We start from the raw sequence: 19,205 nt of genomic DNA, 5'->3' as shown, positions 1-19,205 counted from the left end.
GCGTGGATCTTCCTTTACACGGCGATCTGGTGAGCCTGGTTCCGATGGAATCGGAACATATTCATCCCTTATGGGAAGCGACCGCCGGTGGACACGAGTCGTATCGATTCACGCTCGTACCAACGGATCTAGACGGCATGACCGCCTATGTCGACAGCGCGTTGAAAGAGCGTGACGCGGGATCGGGACTGCCCTTCGTTCTCTTGAACCGCGACGGCAGGGTGATGGGATCGACGCGGTTCCGCTGTATTGAGCGCTGGCCGGCTACTTCGGTGCGTCCATCGGTGACGGTCGCAGAGATCGGTGGTACCTGGCTATCCGTTGAGGCGCAGCGGACCGGCGTGAATGCCGAAGCCAAACTGCTGCTACTGGACTACGCCTTCGGACCCATGGACGCTTATCGCGTATCGCTCATGACCGACTATCGAAATGAGCGGAGCCGCAGAGCAATCGAGCGTATCGGGGCTACCTTCGACGGGGTCCTGCGCGGCCACATGCCTGCTTTCGACGGAGCAGTCAGGGACTCCGCCATCTACTCCATCCTGCGGAGCGAATGGCCCGAACTGCGCACATCGTTGCAGCAGCGAATCCGGAAGGTGAATCATGCTCCGAATGAGTAGTCTCGACTCCCTGATGCTTTACCGCGACAGGCGCGGGGCGCAGCGGCAGATCGCATACGTCGGGTTGTATGAGCCGCATCCGTCCAAGTCGATCGACGAGGTCGTTGAGTTGCTGGTCGATAGATTGACGGACCTCAGCGGTGAGATCCCGATTCTCACGCGGAGGCCGGTGACTCCTCGTTTCGGTGTCGGGCGTGCCTATTGGAAGGACGTGACCGATTGGAGTCCCGCAGTCGGTGTCGGACGGGGCCGGGTGCCGGATCCCGGCGGCTGGACCGAATTGTGTGACTATGTGGCCGAGCTACACACGCGGGAAATCCCGTTGACCGGGCCGTTGTGGCGGCTTGACGTAGTCACAGGCCTGGACAATATCGACGGAATTCCGTCGGGTGGATTCGCGGTCGTATTCCGTGTTCATCATGCTGCTGTAGACGGCGGGTTCGGGCTCGAGATTCTGAAGCGACTCCATGACGGTGCGCGGCCGGAGCGGGGGCTGGTGGGCTCCCCCACACCGCGCTCGGATGCGGAGCACCGACGGGCACGGGAGGATTTCCGCGCCTTGATTCAGGAGTTGCGCACGCTCGGTAGCGGACTCGCTGGGTCTCTCAAGATTCTGGCGGGCGGTGGAATATTCGGCACAACCGTCGAACGTACCGAGATGAATTCGACGGTCACCCACGAAAGAACAGTGAGGGTTTGCCACTTTCCCTATCAGGATATTCGTGCTGTGCGTCGCGCTGTCCCGGGCGCCACCGTCAATGACGTCTTCCTGGCGGTCGTCGGCGCGGGAATGGATAGGTACCGTTCCGGACGGACGAATAAGCACACCGATCTCCGGGCGCTGACAACATGCATGCCGGTCTCGATCGCCCAGGGTTGCACCGCCGACCCGCTGGATGGTCAGTCGAGTGCAAATCAGTTCGCGATTCGTTTTATCTCTCTCGGTGAGCCCGCCAGCCGACCACTCGACCGCTTAGCGAGTATCCGGGACTGGACCGCGGAAGCGAAATCCACTGTTAAATTTGGAAGCGACGACGGACACGACCTTCTTCCAGGGCCGCTGGAATGGAACTATCGGCTCAATGTCCGGGCAGCTGCCCGGGTCGGTCATGTCCTCGGTGGGCATACCGTGACAACGAATGTGCCCGGCCCGCGCGACAACATTTCCCTGGACGGATGCAAATGTATCCGGCTCTTCGGTTTCGCGCCTATATATGACGGCGTCGGGGTCGTACATACTATGTCGAGTTATGGCGATGACGTCTCGCTCACAATCCTCGCAGACCCGACGATCATCGATATCGAAGAGTACGCCAGTTCGATTCAGCGAGCCTTCTTCGATCTCGCGGATGCGACTGCTGACGTGGGCGCGGGACAGGCCGACCGCCGATGACCGCGGAACAGTGACTGCGATCGGCGCGCAGAGTATCTCCCAATCACCGAGACGGTGGCTGGGGCTTGCGGCTCTGTCGGTGAGTGTTCTGGTCGTGGGTTTCGATGCGACCATCCTCAATGTCGCGCTGACCACGTTGTCCACCGAGTTGGACGCTTCGACCAGTCAATTGCAATGGATCATCGATGCATACCTACTGGTCTTCGCGGCCATGCTCCTACCGGCGGGTCTGGTTGGTGACCGTTTCGGGCGCACACGAACCCTGGTGGCCGGCCTGCTGATTTTCGGCGTGGCCTCGCTCGTCGGCGCCTGGTCGGAGACGTCGACGGAGGTTATCGCGGCCCGTGCCCTCATGGGTGTCGGTGCGGCGATGATCCTACCCGCGACCATGTCCTTGATTCCGACGTTGTTCGCCCGGGAGGAACGAACGCGAGCCATCGGAATCTGGTCGGCGGTCTTCGCAGCCGGAATACCGTTAGGTCCCATCCTCGGCGGATGGCTATTGCGGCACTTCTGGTGGGGCTCGGTGTTCATGGTGAACCTGCCCGTTCTGATCATCGCGGTGGTCGCATCGATGGTGTTCCTTCCGGAGTCTCGCGACGAATCGGTGCCCCGGATCGACTTCCTCGGAGTTACCCTGGTCGTGGTCGGCTTGTCCGCGCTGGCGTACGGGATCATCGAAGCGCCCACCGAAGGTTGGGCTGCTGCGAATGTCATTGTCGCCCTGGTCGCCGGGGTTGTGCTGCTGGGCGCCTTCGTCGTCTGGCAGCACCGGGCGAGAAGTCCGATGATCGATGTCGCACTGCTGCGTTGCCGTTCGTTCATGGTGGCGATCGTTGTAACAACGCTCGCTAGCGCCGTCATGTACGGCGTCCTGTTCCTCGTGCCGCAGTATTTGGAATCGGGCATGGGCAACGATGCCTTCGGCACCGGTGTTCGTATCTGGCCCTTGGCATTCGGTGTCCTGTGCGCGGCGGCGGTGACCGAACGGCTCGCTCTCCGCCTCGGGTACGCGAAGGTGATCGCCGCCGGGATGGCGATCCTTGCCGCGGGCTGCGCGATCGGGGCGATGACCTCGGTAACTGACCGGTATTGGTACGTAGCGGCTTGGCTTGCCGTTGTCGGGTTGGGACTTGGCTTGTCCCTGATTCCCGGACTGGACGTCGCGCTCAAGGAGCTATCCGACGACGAGGCCGGGCGGGGAAGCGGATTGGTCATGGCCTTCCGGCAGATAGGCGCGGCGCTCGGCGTCGCCGTGCTGGGCAGCGTGATGTCCACCCAATATCGACGTCATCTTGTGGTCGAAGCCTTGCCGCAGGATGAGGCCGATACGGCGCAGCGGTCGTTTGAGGGAGCGGCGGTTGTTGCGCAACGGATGACGGAGTTGGGGTTGGACGGTGAGCACCTGCTCGGCAGCGCATTGCACGCGTATCTGCGTGGCATGTCGCACGCATTGGTGGTGTGCGGAGTCATCGCCATTCTCGGATCAGTGACCAGTCTGATCTTCCTGACGAGCAGTTCGGGGGCCGACGGCGATCCGATTGCCACCGATTAGTCCCCACCATGTCTCACAAGAATCGAGGAACCGCCATGCGCGCGACCATCATTCACGCTCCTGGCGATATTCGGGTGGAGACCGTGCCCGACCCGACCATCGTCGCCTCGACCGATGCGATCATCCGGACTGTCGCCACCTGCGTGTGTGGTTCCGACCTCTGGGATTATCGCGGGGTCAATCCGGTCGTCTCACCGCATCCGATCGGTCACGAATATGTCGGTGTGGTAGAGGAAGTCGGGCGCGACGTCAGCTCGGTCACGCCGGGAGAGTTCGTCATCGGCTCCTTCTATGCGACCGACAACACCTGCCAGCACTGCCGTAGCGGCTATCAGTCAGCTTGCGTGCACCGTGAATTTCTAAACGGTTGCCAAGCCGACTACATTCGCATCCCTTTCGCGGACGGCACCCTGGTCTCCACCTCTGACCTGCCCGACGACACTCTAATCCCCGACCTGCTGGCGCTGTCGGACGTGATGGGTACCGGCTGGTACGCGGCGGTAGCCGCTGACGTCAGACCGGGCTCCACAGTGGTAGTGGTGGGCGACGGCGCGGTCGGTCTGTCCGGGGTGCTCGCAGCTCATGAACTCGGCGCGGAGCGGATCATCGCGATGAGCCGCCACGACACTCGGCAGCAGTTGGCAATCGAGTTCGGCGCCACCGATATCGTGACTGAACGTGGCGGCGATGGCATCGCGGCTGCCATAGAACTGACCGGCGGCATCGGGGCCGACTGCGTACTCGAATGCGTCGGAACGCAGGAGGCGATGCGGCAGGCCCTACAGTCCACCCGGCCGGGTGGCAACGTCGGGTTCGTTGGCATCCCGCACGACGTTACGATCTCAGGCGAGGAACTGTTCTTCTCACATGTCGGGCTGCGCGGTGGACCCGCCCCGGTACGCCGCTTTCTGCCTGACCTCATCGATCGAGTTCTTACTGGCCGAATTGAACCGGGCAAGGTTTTCGACCTCGAGTTGCCGTTCGACCTAGTCGCTGACGGGTACAAGGCGATGGACGAACGCCGCGCCATCAAAGCCCTCCTGCGGCCCTAGTAGGACTTTGTTAGGTCGGGAAGGTGTGGTGGCAGGTCGGGCAGGTACCGATCCAATAGGCCAGTGCGCGTTGGAGTTCGCGCACGATGCCGTAGAGGGTCAGTCCCGCCCGGTCGCTTTTGGGTCGGTCAGTCGCAGTGACGTCAGGAACAGGTGCGCGGCGGTGACGAGGGTGACGTGATGGTGCCAGCCGAGCCAGGAACGCCCTTCGAAATGATCGAGTCCGAGACCGGTTTTCAGTTCCCGGTAGTCGTGTTCGATGCGCCAACGGATCTTGGCCAGGCGCACCAACTCCGACAGCGGGGTGTCATCAGGCAGGGTGGCGAGCCAGAAGTCGGTAGGGGCGGCCGTTCCGATCGGCCATTCGGCGAGCAGCCAGGCCTGCGGCAGCACACCGTCCTCATCGCGGGGAATCGTGCGGTTGGCCGGGCGTATGCGCAGCGCCACGAAGCGTGAGCGCATCGCCGCGGCCGGATTGGCCGGGCCGGTCTTGGTGCCGCAGCGCCAGTTGATCTCGGTCAGTGCTTCGACGCCTGCCCCCAAGACGAGATCTTTGCAGGTCACCGCCGCCGGGTAGCGCCGGGTCGGCGGCCGCCCGCGCCCGGAATACGCGGCGGCGACCGGCACCGCATCACCCGGGTGGGCGAGGGTCGCGCCCTTGACCGCCACGACGTAGACCAGGTCGCGGTCGGTCAGACCCTGACGGAAGGTGGCCGAGTCACCGTAGCCGGCGTCGGCGACGATCACCGGCGGGGTCCGGCCCCACGAGATCAGCTCGTCGAGCATCTCGAGAGCCATGACCGCCTTGGAGCGGTACCGCTCCTCGTCCGGGATCGCATTGCGTCGCCGGCGAGCGGTGATCACCGCGGCCGTCTCCGGATCGTCGCACCGCTGATCGTCCCAGCTCTCGGGCAGATACAGCCGCCAATCCAACGGCGCGGACGCGGAATCGGTGGCGGCGTGCACACTGACCGCGACCTGGCAGTTCCCGACCTTGCCCAAGGTGCCCGAATACTGCCGGGCCACGCATGGGGAGGCGTCGCCGTCCTTGGCGAATCCGGTGTCGTCGATCACCCACGCATCCGGGACGATCAGATCACACGCCCTGCGGGACAGCGTTTTCCGGACCGGTACCGGATCCCATGGTGAGGTGGTGACGAACTGCTGCAGGCGTTGGTGATCGATCCCGAGCCGGTCGGCCATCGGTTGCATCGACTTGCGGCGCCCGTCGAGCATCAATCCCCGCGCATATACCCCTGCCGTTGCTCGCTGGTCCTTGCGTTTGAGCGAGGAGAACACCTCGTCGACGAACACGTCGAGACGTTCACCGACATCGATCAGGGCTGCGGCATCCACCCGGTCATCGTCTCGGACATCCCGCCGAAACTCGAGGCCCCGCAACAAGAAGTGGTGAACCTAACAAAGTACTACTAGGGCGTGTCTCCCAATGATTTAGGGTGTTGTGCTGCATCATCTTTGCTGTGACGGATGTGGTGAACGATCGGTTCCAGGTGTTGACGGACAAGCAGTGGGAGCTGCTCGAACTGGGTAAGTCCCGGGGAGTGGTGGGAATCGGCTGAGGGCATCCAGGCAGGTCCACGGCGTGTCGATCCCTCACCGAGGGTGGACCATCGCGTAGTGATCAACGAGTTACCTCGCACAGTGACTCACAGAAAGCAGCTACGCGATGACCCACGATCATTCTGCACTGCTCGCCCAGCTCGACGCGCTCAAGGGCGCCGACACCGCCAGCGTGTTCGCCGAACTGATCCGCACCGGCCTGCAGGCCCTGATCGAAGCCGAAGCCACCGACAAACTCGGCGCCGGCCGCTACGAACGCACCGAGCAGCGCACCACCCATCGCAACGGGCATCGCACGAAGACGGTGTCGACCACCAGCGGTGATGTCGAGGTGAAGATTCCCAAGCTGCGGTCCGGGTCATTCTTCCCCTCCTTGCTCGAACGGCGTCGGCGGATCGACAAGGCGCTGTATGCGGTGGTGATGGAAGCGTATGTGCACGGCGTCTCCACCCGCAGCGTCGATGACCTGGTCGGTGCGTTGGGGGTCGAATCCGGGATCTCGAAGTCGGAGGTCTCACGGATCTGCGCCGGCCTCGATACCGAGATCGCCCGGTTCCGGGAGCGGACGCTGACGCACACGAGCTTTCCGTACGTGTTCCTCGACGCCACCTTCTGCAAGGTCCGCATCGGTGCGCACGTGGTCTCCCAAGCACTGGTGGTCGCGACCGGGGTGTCGATCGACGGGAGCCGCGAGGTGCTCGGCACCGCCGTCGGCGACAGCGAATCCTACGAGTTCTGGAGGGAGTTCCTCATCGGTTTGCGGGGCCGGGGGCTATCCGGGGTGCATCTGGTGATCTCCGATGCACACAGCGGGTTGAAAGCAGCTATCGCGCAGCAGTTCGCGGGTTCGGCGTGGCAGCGGTGCCGGGTGCATTTCATGCGCAACATCCGGGCTACGGTCGGGGCGAAGCATGTGCCGCCGGTGATGGCGGCGGTCAAGACGATCTTCGCGCATACCGACCCCGTCGAGGTCGCTGCGCAGTGGGATCAGGTCACCGACACGTTCGCCGGGTCGTTTCCGAAGGTCGCGGCGTTGATGGAGTCGGCGAAGTATGATGTGTTGGCGTTCACCGCGTTTCCGAAGGCGCATTGGCAGAAGGTGTGGTCGAATAATCCGATATCGGTTAACCGGCCCTCCCACGACACGATCACGGTTGCAGCGTGAGGTCCTGAGCCGACGACCGGTTGAGGCGCATGCTGGCGGTGTCGGCTCCGATCGAAAGGCGGCGGACAATGACCGTTCGGGTGCGCATCAGCAGCAACGGGCATGTGATCGACGGCCAATGGGAAGGATGCGCAGCAGCAAACGCGTTCCTGACGCATCTGGCCGGACGCGGATTCAGTTCGGCAACGGTGCGGGCATATGCGTTCGACGTGCTCAATCTGGCCCGATTCCTGCTCGATCGCGACCTCACGGTGGCTGCGGTGACGCCGGTGACGGTGTTCGAGTGGGTCGACTGGCAGAACGTGCACCGCAAACCCCGCCCAGGCATGGCGACACGAGGTGATCGGGGCACTGCGGCATCGACGATCAACCGACGAGTCGCGGCGATACGCGCATTGTTCGAATACCTGGTGATGACCGGGATACGCACCGAAAATCCGGTGCCCTCACCGCGGCGCGGACAGGGACTGCGACCACCAGCGCGAGGACTGCTCGGACACCTCGGGCCGGGCCGACCCCGAGCCGGAGGCAGGCTGGTACGCCAACCGCGGCTACTGCCCGAGTCCCTCGACGCCGACGCGATCGAGCAGTTTGCGGCGTCGCTGCGCACCCATCGGGATCGAGCGATGTTGTGGGCGATGCTGTTCGGCGGGCTGCGCAACGCCGAGGTGCGATCCCTGCGGTTGGCAGACGTCGATTTCGGCCAGCGACGACTCCGGGTGCTCGGCAAAGGCTGCAAGGAACGGGTGGTGCCGGTCGATGCGGTGTTCTTCACCGAACTGTCGGCCTATCTGCGCCTCGAACGGCCACCGGGGTTGGCGACCGAGGAGTGTTTCGTGGTGCTGCGCGGCCCCACCGCGGGGGCGCCGGTGACCGAGGCGGGACTGCGGTCGCTGTTCCGGCGGCACCGGGACCTCTCCGGTGCGACGAGGGTGCGTCCGCACCGATTGCGCCACACCTACGGCACCGAACTCGCTGCCGCCGGAATCGATCTGATGGTGCTGCGAGAATTGATGGGGCATGTGTCTCCGGACACCACTGCCGAATATGTGCATTTGTCGGTCGAGCAGCTCGCCGCCGAATACGGCGCGGCCCGCGCCAGTCTCGCCGGAACACGACAATGAGCACCGCGGTGGTTGCGACGGTCGTCCTGCCGGCCGGACCGGGTGCGGTGCTCACCGACTACCTCGAGCACGTCGCCAGCCTCGGGCTCAGCGACAGGTCGGTGCGCGCTCGCACCCTCATCGCGACCACCTTCCTCACCACGCATCCGGACTTGCGGGACTGGATGACCCGACCCGCTGCCGACCGGCTGGCCGAACTACGCCGCACCGGGGCCTGGCCACTGCTGTGTCACCTCATCGGACGCGGCAACCTGCGGCTCGACCTCGAACTCGCGGCCGTCAAGAACCTCACCGGACTCGGCCGGGCCGTCGAGGACCGCGACCCGGACGGGTTCGCCGCGGTCCGGGCCGCCGGCCTGGTTTTGGGGTGGACACCGCAATGGGTCGAGACCGTCCTCGGCGAGTGCCTGGCGGTGCTGCTCGCCTGGCACGGCGGTTCCGTCAGCGGTGTGAGCGCCGAGACCGTCGGCGAGTTCGACGCCGCATTGGCTGCCACACAGTCAATCCCGGATACATCGAAACGCGCCTACCGCAACCGTATCGCGGGACTGCGACAAATGCTGTTTCAGGCCCGCATCGTCGACACCCCACCACGGCGCCGACCGTGGGCCCGCACCTACGCCCAACGCTTCGCCGACGCCCCGATGGCCGATCCGATCCGCGAGGCCCTGTTGCGTTACGTCACCGTCCGGGCATCGGTGCTCCGCCCGAAATCGGCCGAATCGCTGATCAACGACCTGCTGCCGTTCGCGGACTACCTCACCACCAACCATCCCGAGGTCACCTCCCTCGAGGATCTCGACCGCAGTCACATCGAGGGCTTCCTCGTCTGGAATCGCACCCGCACCTGGCGTGGGCAACGCGCCGCTGCCGGGGCCGGGCGCATCATCTCCAAGGCCGTGATCCAATCGACGGTACTGAGCGTGCGCAACCTGCTCGAGGACATCACCGAATGGGGCTGGGAGCAGGCCCCACCGCGCCGTCTGGTCTTCGCCGCCGACGTCCCGAAACTCGACCAACCGCTTCCGCGGGCATTGCCGCCCGACATCGATGCTGCGGTGATGAATGCGGTTTCCCAGCTGGATGATTCGTTCGCTCGTATCGGGTTGACGGTGCTGCGCGGAGCCGGTCTGCGGGTCGGGGAGCTACTGGATCTCGAGCTCGGCAGCGTCATCGATTACGGCCCGGCCGGGACCTGGCTCAAGGTTCCGTTGGGCAAGCTCGCCACCGAACGCATGGTCCCGCTCTCGGCGACCACTATCGCCGCGTTGGACGAGTGGACCGGCGGGCGTGGTATCTGTCGGCCATTGCCGCATCCCCGCACCGGAGAGTTGACCGATTTCCTGTTCGTCGCACACGGCCGCCGTCTCAGCCAGACCCGGCTGCGCAACGGTCTGCTCGCTGCCGTCGAGGCTTGCGGACTGCGTGGGGCCGGGGGTGCGCCGTTGGTGGTGACCCCGCATCAGCTGCGGCATACTTGGGCCACCGAACTCGCCAACGCCGGGATGAGCCTGCAGGCGTTGATGGCGTTGCTCGGGCATGTCACTCCGCAGATGACTTTGCGTTACGCCACTTTGGCTTCACCGACGTTGCGGGATGCCTATGACCAGGCGATGGGCAAGATGCGGCGGCGGTTCACGCTCACTCCGGTCGGCAAACCGATCGTCCCCGACGCGGTGAGTTGGCTCGGCAGTGAGATGCTCAAAACGCGTGTTGCCCACGGTTACTGTTCCCGTCACGAGAGCGCGGGTGCGTGTCCCTATGCCAACATCTGCGAGACCTGCGACAACTTCGTCACCGGACCTGAGTTCCGCGGCGCGCTCGAGGCGCAACGCACCGACATCCAGGCTCTCGAGGTCGATGCTCGTGACCGTGGATGGCCCGATGAAGCTGCCCGGCATCATCGTGTCGCTGAGGCGTTGACCGACCACTTGCAGCGTCTCGATCGCTGATTCGATGTGAGATCAGGGTTGATCTCATCCCTGAGGGCCGGATAAAGGAGCGCCTCAATAAGGAGATCCGCCGCCGGACCGACGTGGTGGGGATCTTCCCGGACCGCACCGCTCTGATCCGACTCGTCGGGGCGGTGCTGGCCGAGCAGCACGACGAGTGGATCGAAGGCCGCCGCTACCTCGGCCTCGACGTACTCGCCCGCTCCCGCACCGGCAAGCCCGCCGACAGTGTCACCGAGGGCACCGAGGAGGTGACACCGGCCTTGACCGCCTGATCCACCGACGAGGAATCACGCGACGACGTCGTACACCACCTCACGGGACTTGACCGTCCCTTCCGAGTTCTGGAGTCCATCTGCAGCACAAGATGTATCGGTCGTCGTCCGACATTGCATCGGAGGATGCACGCGAGGAACTCTGCGCCGCCGCGCAGAAGGTGTTCGGCTGGGACACGCTGCGTCCCGAACAACTGGACGCGATGGTTCCGCTGCTGGGCGGACGCGACGTCCTCGCCGTGATGGCCACCGGCTCCGGGAAGTCCGCGATCTATCAGGTGCCCTCGCTGCTGCTACCGGGGGTGACGGTCGTCGTCTCGCCCTTGATCGCGCTCCAGAACGATCAGATCGCCGGTCTGGACCACTCGGAGGCACCCGAGGCGGTCGCGATCAATTCGCGCCAGCGCGAGTCGGAGAACGAGGCGAACTGGCGGGCCGTGCTCGAACACGATGCCGACTACGTCTTCCTCGCCCCCGAGCAGCTCGCCAAGGACGAGGTCCTGGAGCGTCTGAGAAGCGTGGAGGTCTCGCTCATCGTCGTCGACGAAGCGCACTGTGTCGCCATGTGGGGCCATGACTTCAGGCCGGAATATCTACGCCTGGGAGACGTGGCCGAGGCCCTGGGCCGGCCACCCGTCGTCGCGCTCACCGCCACCGCCTCACCCCCGGTCCGCGAGGACATCGTCGAGGCGTTGCGCATGCGGGATCCGCTCGTCGTCGCCGGTGGTTTCGACCGCCCGAATCTCGACATCGAGGTGCGCAGGCACACTGACGACGGCGAGAAGCGACGCGCCGTCGTCGAGGCCGTGGCGTCCCTGCCCGGTCCCGGCATTCTGTACGCCGCGACCCGCAAGGACACCGAGCGATACGCCGAGGCCCTGCGTGAACGCGGGATCGACGCGTGCCCGTATCACGCCGGGATGCGCGCGGCCGAGCGCGGGGACGTTCACCTCGGATTCCTCGACGGTCGCTGCGATGTCGTGGTGGCGACCTCCGCCTTCGGTATGGGCATCGACAAGCCGGACGTGCGTTTCGTCGTGCACGCCTCGATACCGGACTCGGTCGATTCCTACTACCAGCAGATCGGGCGCGCCGGACGCGACGGGGAGCCGGCCACCGTCCTGATGTTCTACCGTCCCGAGGATTTGTCGCTCGCGACCTTCTTCACCACCCACAACCCCGACGAGGAGCTGATCGGCCGGGTGTTCTCGGCGGTCCGCTCCGCGTCGCCGATGAGGCTCGGACGGCTGCGTACCGAGCTCGACGTGCGGGGGCGGAGACTGGCCAACGCGGTGAACCTGCTCGAACGGTGCGGAGCGCTCGTCTCCGGCCGGCGTGGACTCTCCGCCGCCGACATCCCCCGACGGAAGGCGGTCGAGCACGCACGCGAGACGGCCGCGTCGGGCGAACGACTGGACCGATCGCGGGTCGAGATGATGCGGGGCTACGCCGAGACTCGCGGTTGCCGCCGCCGGTTCCTGCTCGGGTACTTCGGCGAGACGCTGTCCGACCCCTGCGGCCGGTGCGACACCTGCCGGGACGGCGCGTCCGACGAGGTTGCGACGGTATCCGTGTTTCGGGGCGCCGATACTGCCCCGGCGTACTGCGAGACGTCCGTGTTCGCCCCGAACACGCATGTCGTGCATGCCGAGTGGGGACCGGGAGTGGTGATGACCTGCGAGCACGATCGCGTCACCGTCCTGTTCGACAGCGAGGGTTATCGGACACTGTCGCTCGATGCAGTCGCCGAGTCGGGGGTGCTGAAGGTCGACGACCCCGCACCGGCAGAGCCCGTACCTGCCCATGCCGAAGAACCCGTGGCGTGAGGGGCCACGGGTTCTCCGGATCCCGTCATCACGACGGGTGGGTACGGATCAGGGGCGAACCGTGCCGGGGGTGGTCCGCGTGCGTGTCAGGAGCACACCGAGCGCGATCATGCCCACGCCCAGGACGAAGTGCAGCCAGTCGTCCGCGGAGTTCACCGGCACGAAGTTGGCGCCGCTGTCCTTGTCGATGATCAGGCCGTAGATCCAGAGCACCAGGTAGATCCCACCGCCGATGATCAGGAAACTGCGGGCGGTTGCCACGGCCCGGGCCGCAGCGAGCCCCAGGACACCGAACAACAGGTGCACGATGTTGTGCAGGATGGAGACCTGGAAGATCCCCAGGAGCATGGCTTCGGAATGATGGCCTGCGCCCGAGAGTTGATCGTAGTCCGACGTGACCCCCGGGATGAAGCCGAGGATGCCCACCAGGAGGAAGACAGCGCCCACCACGAGCGCCGCAGTCTGCACCGGTGTTGCCGTCATCGAGCCACGGCCGGGGCTTGGGGTTCGAGATGTCATGTTCCGCGTCCTCTCACCGAACGTCCGTTCGGGTCGAGTGGTCCGAATTACATTCCCCGGTTAGCCGTGACCGAACGAACCCAAACGTCGGTTTCCGTGTTCGAGGACGGAGGTCGAGAACGGCGGCCGAGGGCGGGTGCGGCACTCCACCCTCTGGCCGGACGGACACGACCGTGTCCGGACACGACGAAGGCCCGCGGGATCAACCCGCGGGCCTTCGAGTCTGCGAGGCTCAGGCCTGGCTGCTGCCGAACGCATCGCCGGCCGCATCAGCAGAACCGGTGAAGAAGTTCAGCACGTCGAACAGGTCGGACAGGTTACCGAAGAGGTCGACAAGGAACTCGAGTGCAGGCACGGGCTTCTCCCATCAATGGAACGACATCGAAGTTGTGACGACTCGCGTCGACACGCGATCCAATTGTTACCTGCATTCGACAGCTGCGCAGCGCGAAGAATTGTAATCCGGAACACAAATCGGCCCTAGCAGGGGAAATATGGAGAGTTCGGTGAAAATCGGCCCGATATGTCGTATTATTCGGGGAGTTTCCAGGCCGGACAATACGGCCTATTCGGGGAAGATTCCCATATTACAAGATCGCCTTGTGACCATATCTCCACCCCGCGGGGGGAACTTCCGCCGGTGCCCGTTCGTCCTATCCTGTGAGTACACCTGCCCGCCCGACCCCGAGGGAGTCATGAAACGCCCCAAGCGAAAACCTCGAAGACCCGTCCCGCCCAGATATGACGCTCTGCTCGTCACCCGAGCCCGGTCCCCGAAGTGCTGACCGCCCTCGGAATCGCGGCCGGCATTCTTGTTGTTCTCGCCATCACTGCACTGACCGGCTACTTCGTCGCGCAGGAATTCGCGTACATGGCCGTCGACCGCTCCCGCCTGAAGGCCCGCGCCGAAGGCGGTGACTCGGCTGCAGCCCGCGCACTGGCGGTCACCCGCCGCACCTCCTTCATGCTCTCGGGCGCTCAGCTCGGCATCACCGTCACCGGCCTGCTCGTCGGCTACGTCGCGGAACCGCTGATCGGTAGCGGTCTCGGCGAACTGCTCGGCGGGGTGGGTATCCCCACCGCGGTGGGTGTCGCCGTCGGCACCGTGCTGGCCGTGCTCTTCTCGACGGTGGTCCAGATGGTCTTCGGTGAACTGGTACCGAAGAACCTCGCCATTGCCCGTCCCGAACCGGTCGCACGCCGCCTCGCCCTGTCGACGAGCGCCTATCTCGCCGTCTTCGGATGGCTGATCAAACTCTTCGACGCGTCGTCGAATCTCCTGCTGCGCGCATTGCGCATCGAGCCGGTGCACGACGTCGAGCACTCCGCGACACCGCGCGACCTCGAACACATCGTGGCCGCGTCGCGCGAGACCGGCGAACTTCCGCCGGAATTGTCCACCCTCCTCGACCGGATCCTCGAGTTCCCGACCCGGACCGCCGAACACGCGATGATCCCGCGGTCGCGGGTCGACGTCGTCGAACTGGACGAGCCGGTCGCCACCATCCTCGACAAGATGAGCGAGGGGCACACCCGATACCCCGTGGTGGGCACCTCGTCCGACGATCTGCGCGGTGTCGTGCACCTGCACGACCTCCTCGGCCTCGACACCCCGACGGGCACGGCCGCGGGGGTCTGCCGCCCCCCCGTGATCGTGCCGGCCACGCTGGCACTGCCGGAGGTTCTCACCGAACTGGCCCGGGCCGAGGACGAGATGGCACTGGTGATCGACGAGTACGGCGGGTTCGCCGGCGTCGTCACCCTCGAGGACATCGCGGAGGAACTGGTCGGCGAGATCGCCGACGAGCACGATTCTGCGATGGCCGCCGAGGTCATCCGCCCCGAGGGCGACGGCTGGATCGTCCGCGGCGACGCACACATCGACGAGGTGGCCCGCACCCTCGACCACGAACTGCCCGAGGGCGACTACGAGACGCTCGCCGGCTTGGTCATCACCGAGTTCGGTGGCCTCCCCGAGGTGGGTGACACCGTCCGGATCACACTGGATCCGGATCCCGCCGAACTGCTGAACGGGGACGGCCCGATCCACAGGACCCTGGTGGCCGAGGTACGCGACATCGACAAGCACGTGCCGTCGTCCGTGCGCGTGACCGTTCTGACGGACGAGGTGACCGGCAATGAGTAATCCTGTGGTCGTCGCGGTGGTGACGATCGGCCTGATCGCCGCCAGCGCGTTCTTCGTCGCGGTCGAGTTCGCGCTCATCGCGGCGCGACGACACCGACTCGAGGACGCAGCGACGTCGAGCCGCTCGGCGCGGGCCGCTCTGCGCAGCGCGTCCGAACTGTCGGTGCTCCTCGCGGGATCCCAGCTCGGTATCACGGTGTGCACGCTCGCACTCGGTGCGACGACGAAACCCGCAGTGCACCACTGGCTCACGCCGTTGTTCGAGAACTGGGGCGCGCCGCTGTGGCTCGCGGACGTGGCCGGCTTCGTCCTTGCGCTGATCATCGTGACGTTCCTGCACCTCGTCGTCGGCGAGATGGCACCGAAGTCGTGGGCGATCGCCCACCCGGAGAAGTCCGCCACGATGCTGGCGCTGCCGATGCGCGCGTTCATGTGGGTGACCCGGCCGTTGATCGTCCGGTTGAATCATATGGCGAACTGGTGTCTGCGAAAGGTCGGTGTGGACCCGGTGGATCAGGTCGCCGAAGGTCAGGATCCCGATGCGCTGCGGCACCTGGTCGAGCACTCGGCCACCGTCGGCACGCTCGACGAGCGCTATCACGGGCACCTGAGCAGCGCGCTGGAGCTCGAGACGCTCACGCTCGGCGAGATCGTCACGCCGCAGGCCGAGCCGAGCAGCGTGAAGCCGACCTCGACGGCCGTCGAGATCCGTGAGACGGCCCATCGCACCGGGCACCTCCGGTTGCTCGTGCGCGACAACGGCCACGTGGACGGTGTCGTGCACGTGCGCGACAGTCTCCAGGCCGCACCCGGAACCACGGCGACCGAACTGATGCGCCCCGCGCTGACGATCGACGCCGCGACGCCGGTCTACGAGGCGCTGACGACGATGCGGGAGACCAGGAACCATCTGGTCACCGTCACCGAGAACGGACGGATCGTCGGATTGATCACCCTCTCGGACGTCCTGGCCCGGCTGCTGCCGATGAGCGGCGCCACGAGCTGACGTACCGACGTCAGGCCCGTCCCGGATCTCCGGGACGGGCCTGACGTCGTTTCCTGCCCCGGCCGGGACCGTTCAGGAGTGTCCGAGTGCGGCGTGCATCTCCCAGACGATGATCTCGGCGCCGGTGGCTGTGGTGAGCTGTCGGCCGCCACCTCCGGCGATCCGCGCCGCGTCTCCTTGGGCGAGAGGTCCGGCTCCCTCGAGTGCGGCTTCGCCCCGGGCGACGAAGAGGTGCACGAAGGGTGCGTCCGGCAGCGTCACGGGGCGATCCGGCCGCATCCGCGCGACGTGCATGGCGGCATATCTGTTGCGGATGCGGATGGCGGAATGGTCGGCGTAGGCGTCCATTCCGGATGCGACCGGCACGAGTCCGCCGGAGAGCAGTTCGTCGTCGATCTCGAGTTGTTCGTAGCCCGGCTCGATCCCGGCTTCGTCCGGCAGCACCCACATCTGCACGAACCGCACCGGTTCGTCGTGCTCGGCGGCATACGACGCAGTGGCACCGGGATGACGCCACGAGTCGTTCTTCTCGGAGTGGAGGATCCCCGAGCCCGCGCTCATGCGCTGCGCGAGACCCGGGTAGATCACCCCGGAATGCCCCGTCGAGTCCTGATGCACGAGCGATCCGCGGAGCACCCAGGTGACGATCTCCATGTCGCGGTGCGGGTGAGTGTCGAAACCGCTTCCCGGACGGACGATGTCGTCGTTGTTGACCATCAGCATCCCGAAATGCGTGTTGTCGGGATCGTAGTGGTGGCCGAACGAGAAGGAGTGCCTCGAATCGAGCCAGTCGATCTTCGTGTGGAGGCGGTCGTCCGCGCGGCGGACGTCGAGAATCGGTGCGGTGCTCATGCGGGGTCCTGTGTCGGGCAGTTCGGATCTGCGGTGGGCGGATTGCGGCGGGGGCGGATACGCGCCTGGGGCAGGGGCGGCGCCGGGAGACGCTCGACCCTCCCGGTGTAGCCGGAGACGCGGCCGAACCGATCGCACCCGCGTTCCCAGGCGTCCCGGTAGGCGACGATCTCGTCGTGGTCGCGGCCGACGAAGTTCCACCACATCACGATCTCCTCGCCGAGGGGTGTTCCGCCGAGGAGGACGATACGTGCGGGTTCGTCGGTGGTGTTGGTCAGTTCGAGGGCCGGCACACCGGTTCCGGTGTAGCCGAGGGCGGCTCGCGTGAGCACGGTGCCGAACAGCGCGACCGTACCGGTGTCGACGAGCACCCCGTGCTCGAACGACGGGTCGACGTCGAGGGTGATGCTCGCCGCGGGGTCCAGGACGATCTCTGCGCCGAGCAGCGGGGTGTACGTCGTCACGGGCGACTCCTCGCCGGCGAGCGAACCGAGGAAGACCTTGACCTCTGCACCGGGCACCCGAACGACCGGCGGCACGTGGTGCTGGAAGTCGCGGGGCGCATCGCGATGTGCGTCGGGCAGGGCCACCCACAACTGCACGCCGTGCAGTGTCGTGGCCGCGGAGGTGGAGACCTCGGAGTGACAGATTCCGTGGCCTCCGGTCATGAGGTTCAACTCCCCCGGCCGGACCATCGCGTGCACGCCGTGACTGTCGCGGTGTTCGATCTCGCCGGTGAACAGCCACGACACCGTCTGCAGACCGGTGTGGGGGTGCGGTGCGACGTCCATGCCGCCGGTGCGGGAGACGTCGTCGGGGCCGTAATGGTCGACGAAGCACCACGCGCCGATCAGCGAACGCTGCCGTTGCGGAAGCGTACGGCGCACGGGCATGGCCCGGGGGCCACCGAGCGGGACCTCACGCGAGGTGATGATCTCCACGCGGGGGCGGAGCGGGTCGCGGATGGGGAGGTCCTCCGTCCGGCAGCGGATCTCCTCGGGACGGGTGTCGGTGTTGCTCATGCCGCTCGACTCCTCTCGGTGGTCCGTCGGTCGACCCTATCCATTGTGTCACATTTGATTGCGCAGTCAACTAACACGGGTACACTGGGGATCATGGGAGACGCGAAGTGGCTCAGCGACGACGAACAGCGCCTGTGGCGCGCCTATCTGGATGCGACGCGCCTGCTGTTCCAGAATCTCGACAAGCAACTACTGCGGGACTCCGACATCTCCTTCACCGACTTCGAGATCCTGGTACTGCTGTCCGAGGCACCCGACCGCCGGATGCGCATGCGCGACCTCGCGGACGCGAGCACCACGACCCGCAGCGGCATCACCCGCGCCGTCTCCCGCATGGAGAACGCGGGGTGGGTGCGGCGCGTGGAGTGCGAATCCGACCGACGCGGCGCGTGGGCCGAACTCACGGACGTCGGCTACGCGAGACTCGCCGAGGCGGGTCCCGGCCACGTCGGGGCGGTCCGCGAGAACATGTTCGACCTGCTCTCCCCCGCCGACATCGCCCCCATGACCGAGGTCTTCGCCCGCATGCGCGATCGCATGATCGACGGCAGACGGTAGGCCTCCGCCCCGAAGCGAACTCCGCCCGCACCTCCGGAGCGGGACGTCGATCGGATCACGGATATGTTGACCGAGTCACAGCCACGACCTCCGAAGGCGGTACCTCCCATGCGGCACGACCCGCGACGCACCTCGCTCGACCTGTATCCGTTGCAGCGCACGATCACGCCCCTGTTCGGCGACACCGACGCGCTCGGACACATCAACAACGTCTCGATCGCCCGCTACTTCGAGCAGGCCCGCGTCCTCGTCATGGAAGCCGTGTCGTCGACCTTGGGCGATACCTACCCCTTCGAGCGTGCGGTACTCGCGAAGATCGAGATCAACTTCCTGGCCGAGGTGTTCTATCCGCACGACATCGTCATCGCCACCGGTGTCCACCGCATCGGGACATCGTCGGTGCTGATCGGCTCGGCCCTGTTCCAGCACGGCCGGTGCGTCGCGCTCGCCGACTCGGTGGACGTCGGCACCGCCGCCGAAGGCGGCTCGCAACCGATCTCCGAAGCATCGCGCGTGGCGTTCGAGAAGGTCCGGCTCGCATACGACGACTGACGCGCCG

General features: G+C 65.7%; 16 protein-coding genes and 2 pseudogenes. 13 read left to right on the top strand and 5 right to left on the bottom strand.

The window, feature by feature from the left end:
- Positions 1-2 precede the first annotated feature (2 nt).
- From KXC42_RS10510 to KXC42_RS10495, 4 genes are all read left to right on the top strand, one after another.
- Entirely contained in the window at positions 3-620 is a 618-nt protein-coding gene (locus tag KXC42_RS10510; protein WP_257606102.1) for a GNAT family N-acetyltransferase, read from the top strand.
- On the top strand, positions 613-2,013 hold the full coding sequence (locus KXC42_RS10505) for a wax ester/triacylglycerol synthase domain-containing protein (protein WP_169687133.1): 1,401 nt from the start codon (positions 613-615) through the stop codon (positions 2,011-2,013). Before KXC42_RS10510 ends, KXC42_RS10505 begins: the two co-directional genes overlap by 8 nt.
- 79 nt (positions 2,014-2,092) lie before the next feature.
- The gene (locus tag KXC42_RS10500; protein WP_219130281.1) at positions 2,093-3,568 is read left to right on the top strand and encodes an MFS transporter; all 1,476 of its coding nucleotides are present in this window, start codon (positions 2,093-2,095) and stop codon (positions 3,566-3,568) included.
- Between the two features lie 35 nt (positions 3,569-3,603).
- Positions 3,604-4,620 (top strand): zinc-dependent alcohol dehydrogenase family protein, encoded by a 1,017-nt coding sequence (locus KXC42_RS10495; RefSeq protein ID WP_219130280.1) that lies wholly within the window; start codon positions 3,604-3,606, stop codon positions 4,618-4,620.
- 99 nt (positions 4,621-4,719) lie between these two features.
- Here the strand turns inward: KXC42_RS10495 and KXC42_RS10490 are convergent, their stop codons facing one another.
- On the bottom strand, positions 4,720-5,976 hold the full coding sequence (locus KXC42_RS10490; protein WP_039584526.1) for an IS701 family transposase: 1,257 nt from the start codon (positions 5,974-5,976) through the stop codon (positions 4,720-4,722).
- Between the two features lie 331 nt (positions 5,977-6,307).
- Between KXC42_RS10490 and KXC42_RS10485 the strand changes: the two are divergent.
- The 5 genes and pseudogenes from KXC42_RS10485 to KXC42_RS10465 all read left to right on the top strand — a co-directional run.
- Positions 6,308-7,321: pseudogene (locus KXC42_RS10485) on the top strand (IS256 family transposase); the annotation flags it as partial.
- A gap of 113 nt (positions 7,322-7,434) precedes the next feature.
- Positions 7,435-8,490: a tyrosine-type recombinase/integrase gene (locus KXC42_RS10480; RefSeq protein WP_064257805.1), complete on the top strand. Its 1,056-nt coding sequence runs from the start codon at positions 7,435-7,437 to the stop codon at positions 8,488-8,490.
- Positions 8,487-10,442, top strand: a complete 1,956-nt coding sequence (locus KXC42_RS10475) for a tyrosine-type recombinase/integrase (RefSeq protein WP_064257806.1) — start codon at positions 8,487-8,489, stop codon at positions 10,440-10,442. Before KXC42_RS10480 ends, KXC42_RS10475 begins: the two co-directional genes overlap by 4 nt.
- Before the next feature lie 44 nt (positions 10,443-10,486).
- Positions 10,487-10,717: pseudogene (locus KXC42_RS10470) on the top strand (transposase); the annotation flags it as partial.
- Between the two features lie 92 nt (positions 10,718-10,809).
- The gene (locus KXC42_RS10465) at positions 10,810-12,543 is read left to right on the top strand and encodes an ATP-dependent DNA helicase RecQ (RefSeq protein ID WP_219130279.1); all 1,734 of its coding nucleotides are present in this window, start codon (positions 10,810-10,812) and stop codon (positions 12,541-12,543) included.
- Positions 12,544-12,591: 48 nt separating this feature from the next.
- Here the strand turns inward: KXC42_RS10465 and KXC42_RS10460 are convergent, their stop codons facing one another.
- A complete protein-coding gene (locus KXC42_RS10460; protein ID WP_033096579.1) occupies positions 12,592-13,026 on the bottom strand; it encodes a DUF4383 domain-containing protein in 435 nt (144 codons plus the stop codon).
- Between the two features lie 268 nt (positions 13,027-13,294).
- The gene (locus tag KXC42_RS27175) at positions 13,295-13,417 is read right to left on the bottom strand and encodes a hypothetical protein (RefSeq protein ID WP_016933989.1); all 123 of its coding nucleotides are present in this window, start codon (positions 13,415-13,417) and stop codon (positions 13,295-13,297) included.
- 423 nt (positions 13,418-13,840) lie between these two features.
- Here KXC42_RS27175 and KXC42_RS10455 point away from each other — a divergent pair, with 423 nt between their 5' ends.
- Positions 13,841-15,208 carry a hemolysin family protein gene (locus tag KXC42_RS10455; RefSeq protein ID WP_006551412.1) on the top strand — a complete coding sequence of 456 codons (1,368 nt, stop codon included), beginning with the start codon at positions 13,841-13,843 and terminating at the stop codon, positions 15,206-15,208.
- Positions 15,201-16,214 (top strand): hemolysin family protein, encoded by a 1,014-nt coding sequence (locus KXC42_RS10450; protein WP_170318499.1) that lies wholly within the window; start codon positions 15,201-15,203, stop codon positions 16,212-16,214. Before KXC42_RS10455 ends, KXC42_RS10450 begins: the two co-directional genes overlap by 8 nt.
- 72 nt (positions 16,215-16,286) lie before the next feature.
- Here KXC42_RS10450 and KXC42_RS10445 read toward each other — a convergent pair whose 3' ends face one another.
- Both KXC42_RS10445 and KXC42_RS10440 read right to left on the bottom strand, forming a co-directional pair.
- Positions 16,287-17,066 (bottom strand): pirin-like bicupin family protein, encoded by a 780-nt coding sequence (locus KXC42_RS10445; protein ID WP_006551410.1) that lies wholly within the window; start codon positions 17,064-17,066, stop codon positions 16,287-16,289.
- The gene (locus KXC42_RS10440) at positions 17,063-18,088 is read right to left on the bottom strand and encodes a pirin family protein (protein ID WP_039587085.1); all 1,026 of its coding nucleotides are present in this window, start codon (positions 18,086-18,088) and stop codon (positions 17,063-17,065) included. The genes KXC42_RS10445 and KXC42_RS10440 overlap by 4 nt, the downstream gene beginning before the upstream one ends.
- 93 nt (positions 18,089-18,181) lie before the next feature.
- On the opposite strand from KXC42_RS10440, the gene KXC42_RS10435 reads away from it, so the two are divergent.
- Positions 18,182-18,646 carry a MarR family winged helix-turn-helix transcriptional regulator gene (locus tag KXC42_RS10435; RefSeq protein WP_006551408.1) on the top strand — a complete coding sequence of 155 codons (465 nt, stop codon included), beginning with the start codon at positions 18,182-18,184 and terminating at the stop codon, positions 18,644-18,646.
- A gap of 108 nt (positions 18,647-18,754) precedes the next feature.
- Entirely contained in the window at positions 18,755-19,198 is a 444-nt protein-coding gene (locus tag KXC42_RS10430) for a thioesterase family protein (protein WP_219130278.1), read from the top strand.
- The last annotated feature ends 7 nt before the right edge of the window (positions 19,199-19,205 follow it).

This window comes from Rhodococcus sp. LW-XY12 (genome assembly GCF_019317345.1).
GTDB classification, from domain to species: domain Bacteria; phylum Actinomycetota; class Actinomycetes; order Mycobacteriales; family Mycobacteriaceae; genus Rhodococcus; species Rhodococcus pyridinivorans.
Note: the sequence above shows the minus strand (reverse complement) of the source record. Positions and strands in the feature narration are given on the sequence as shown.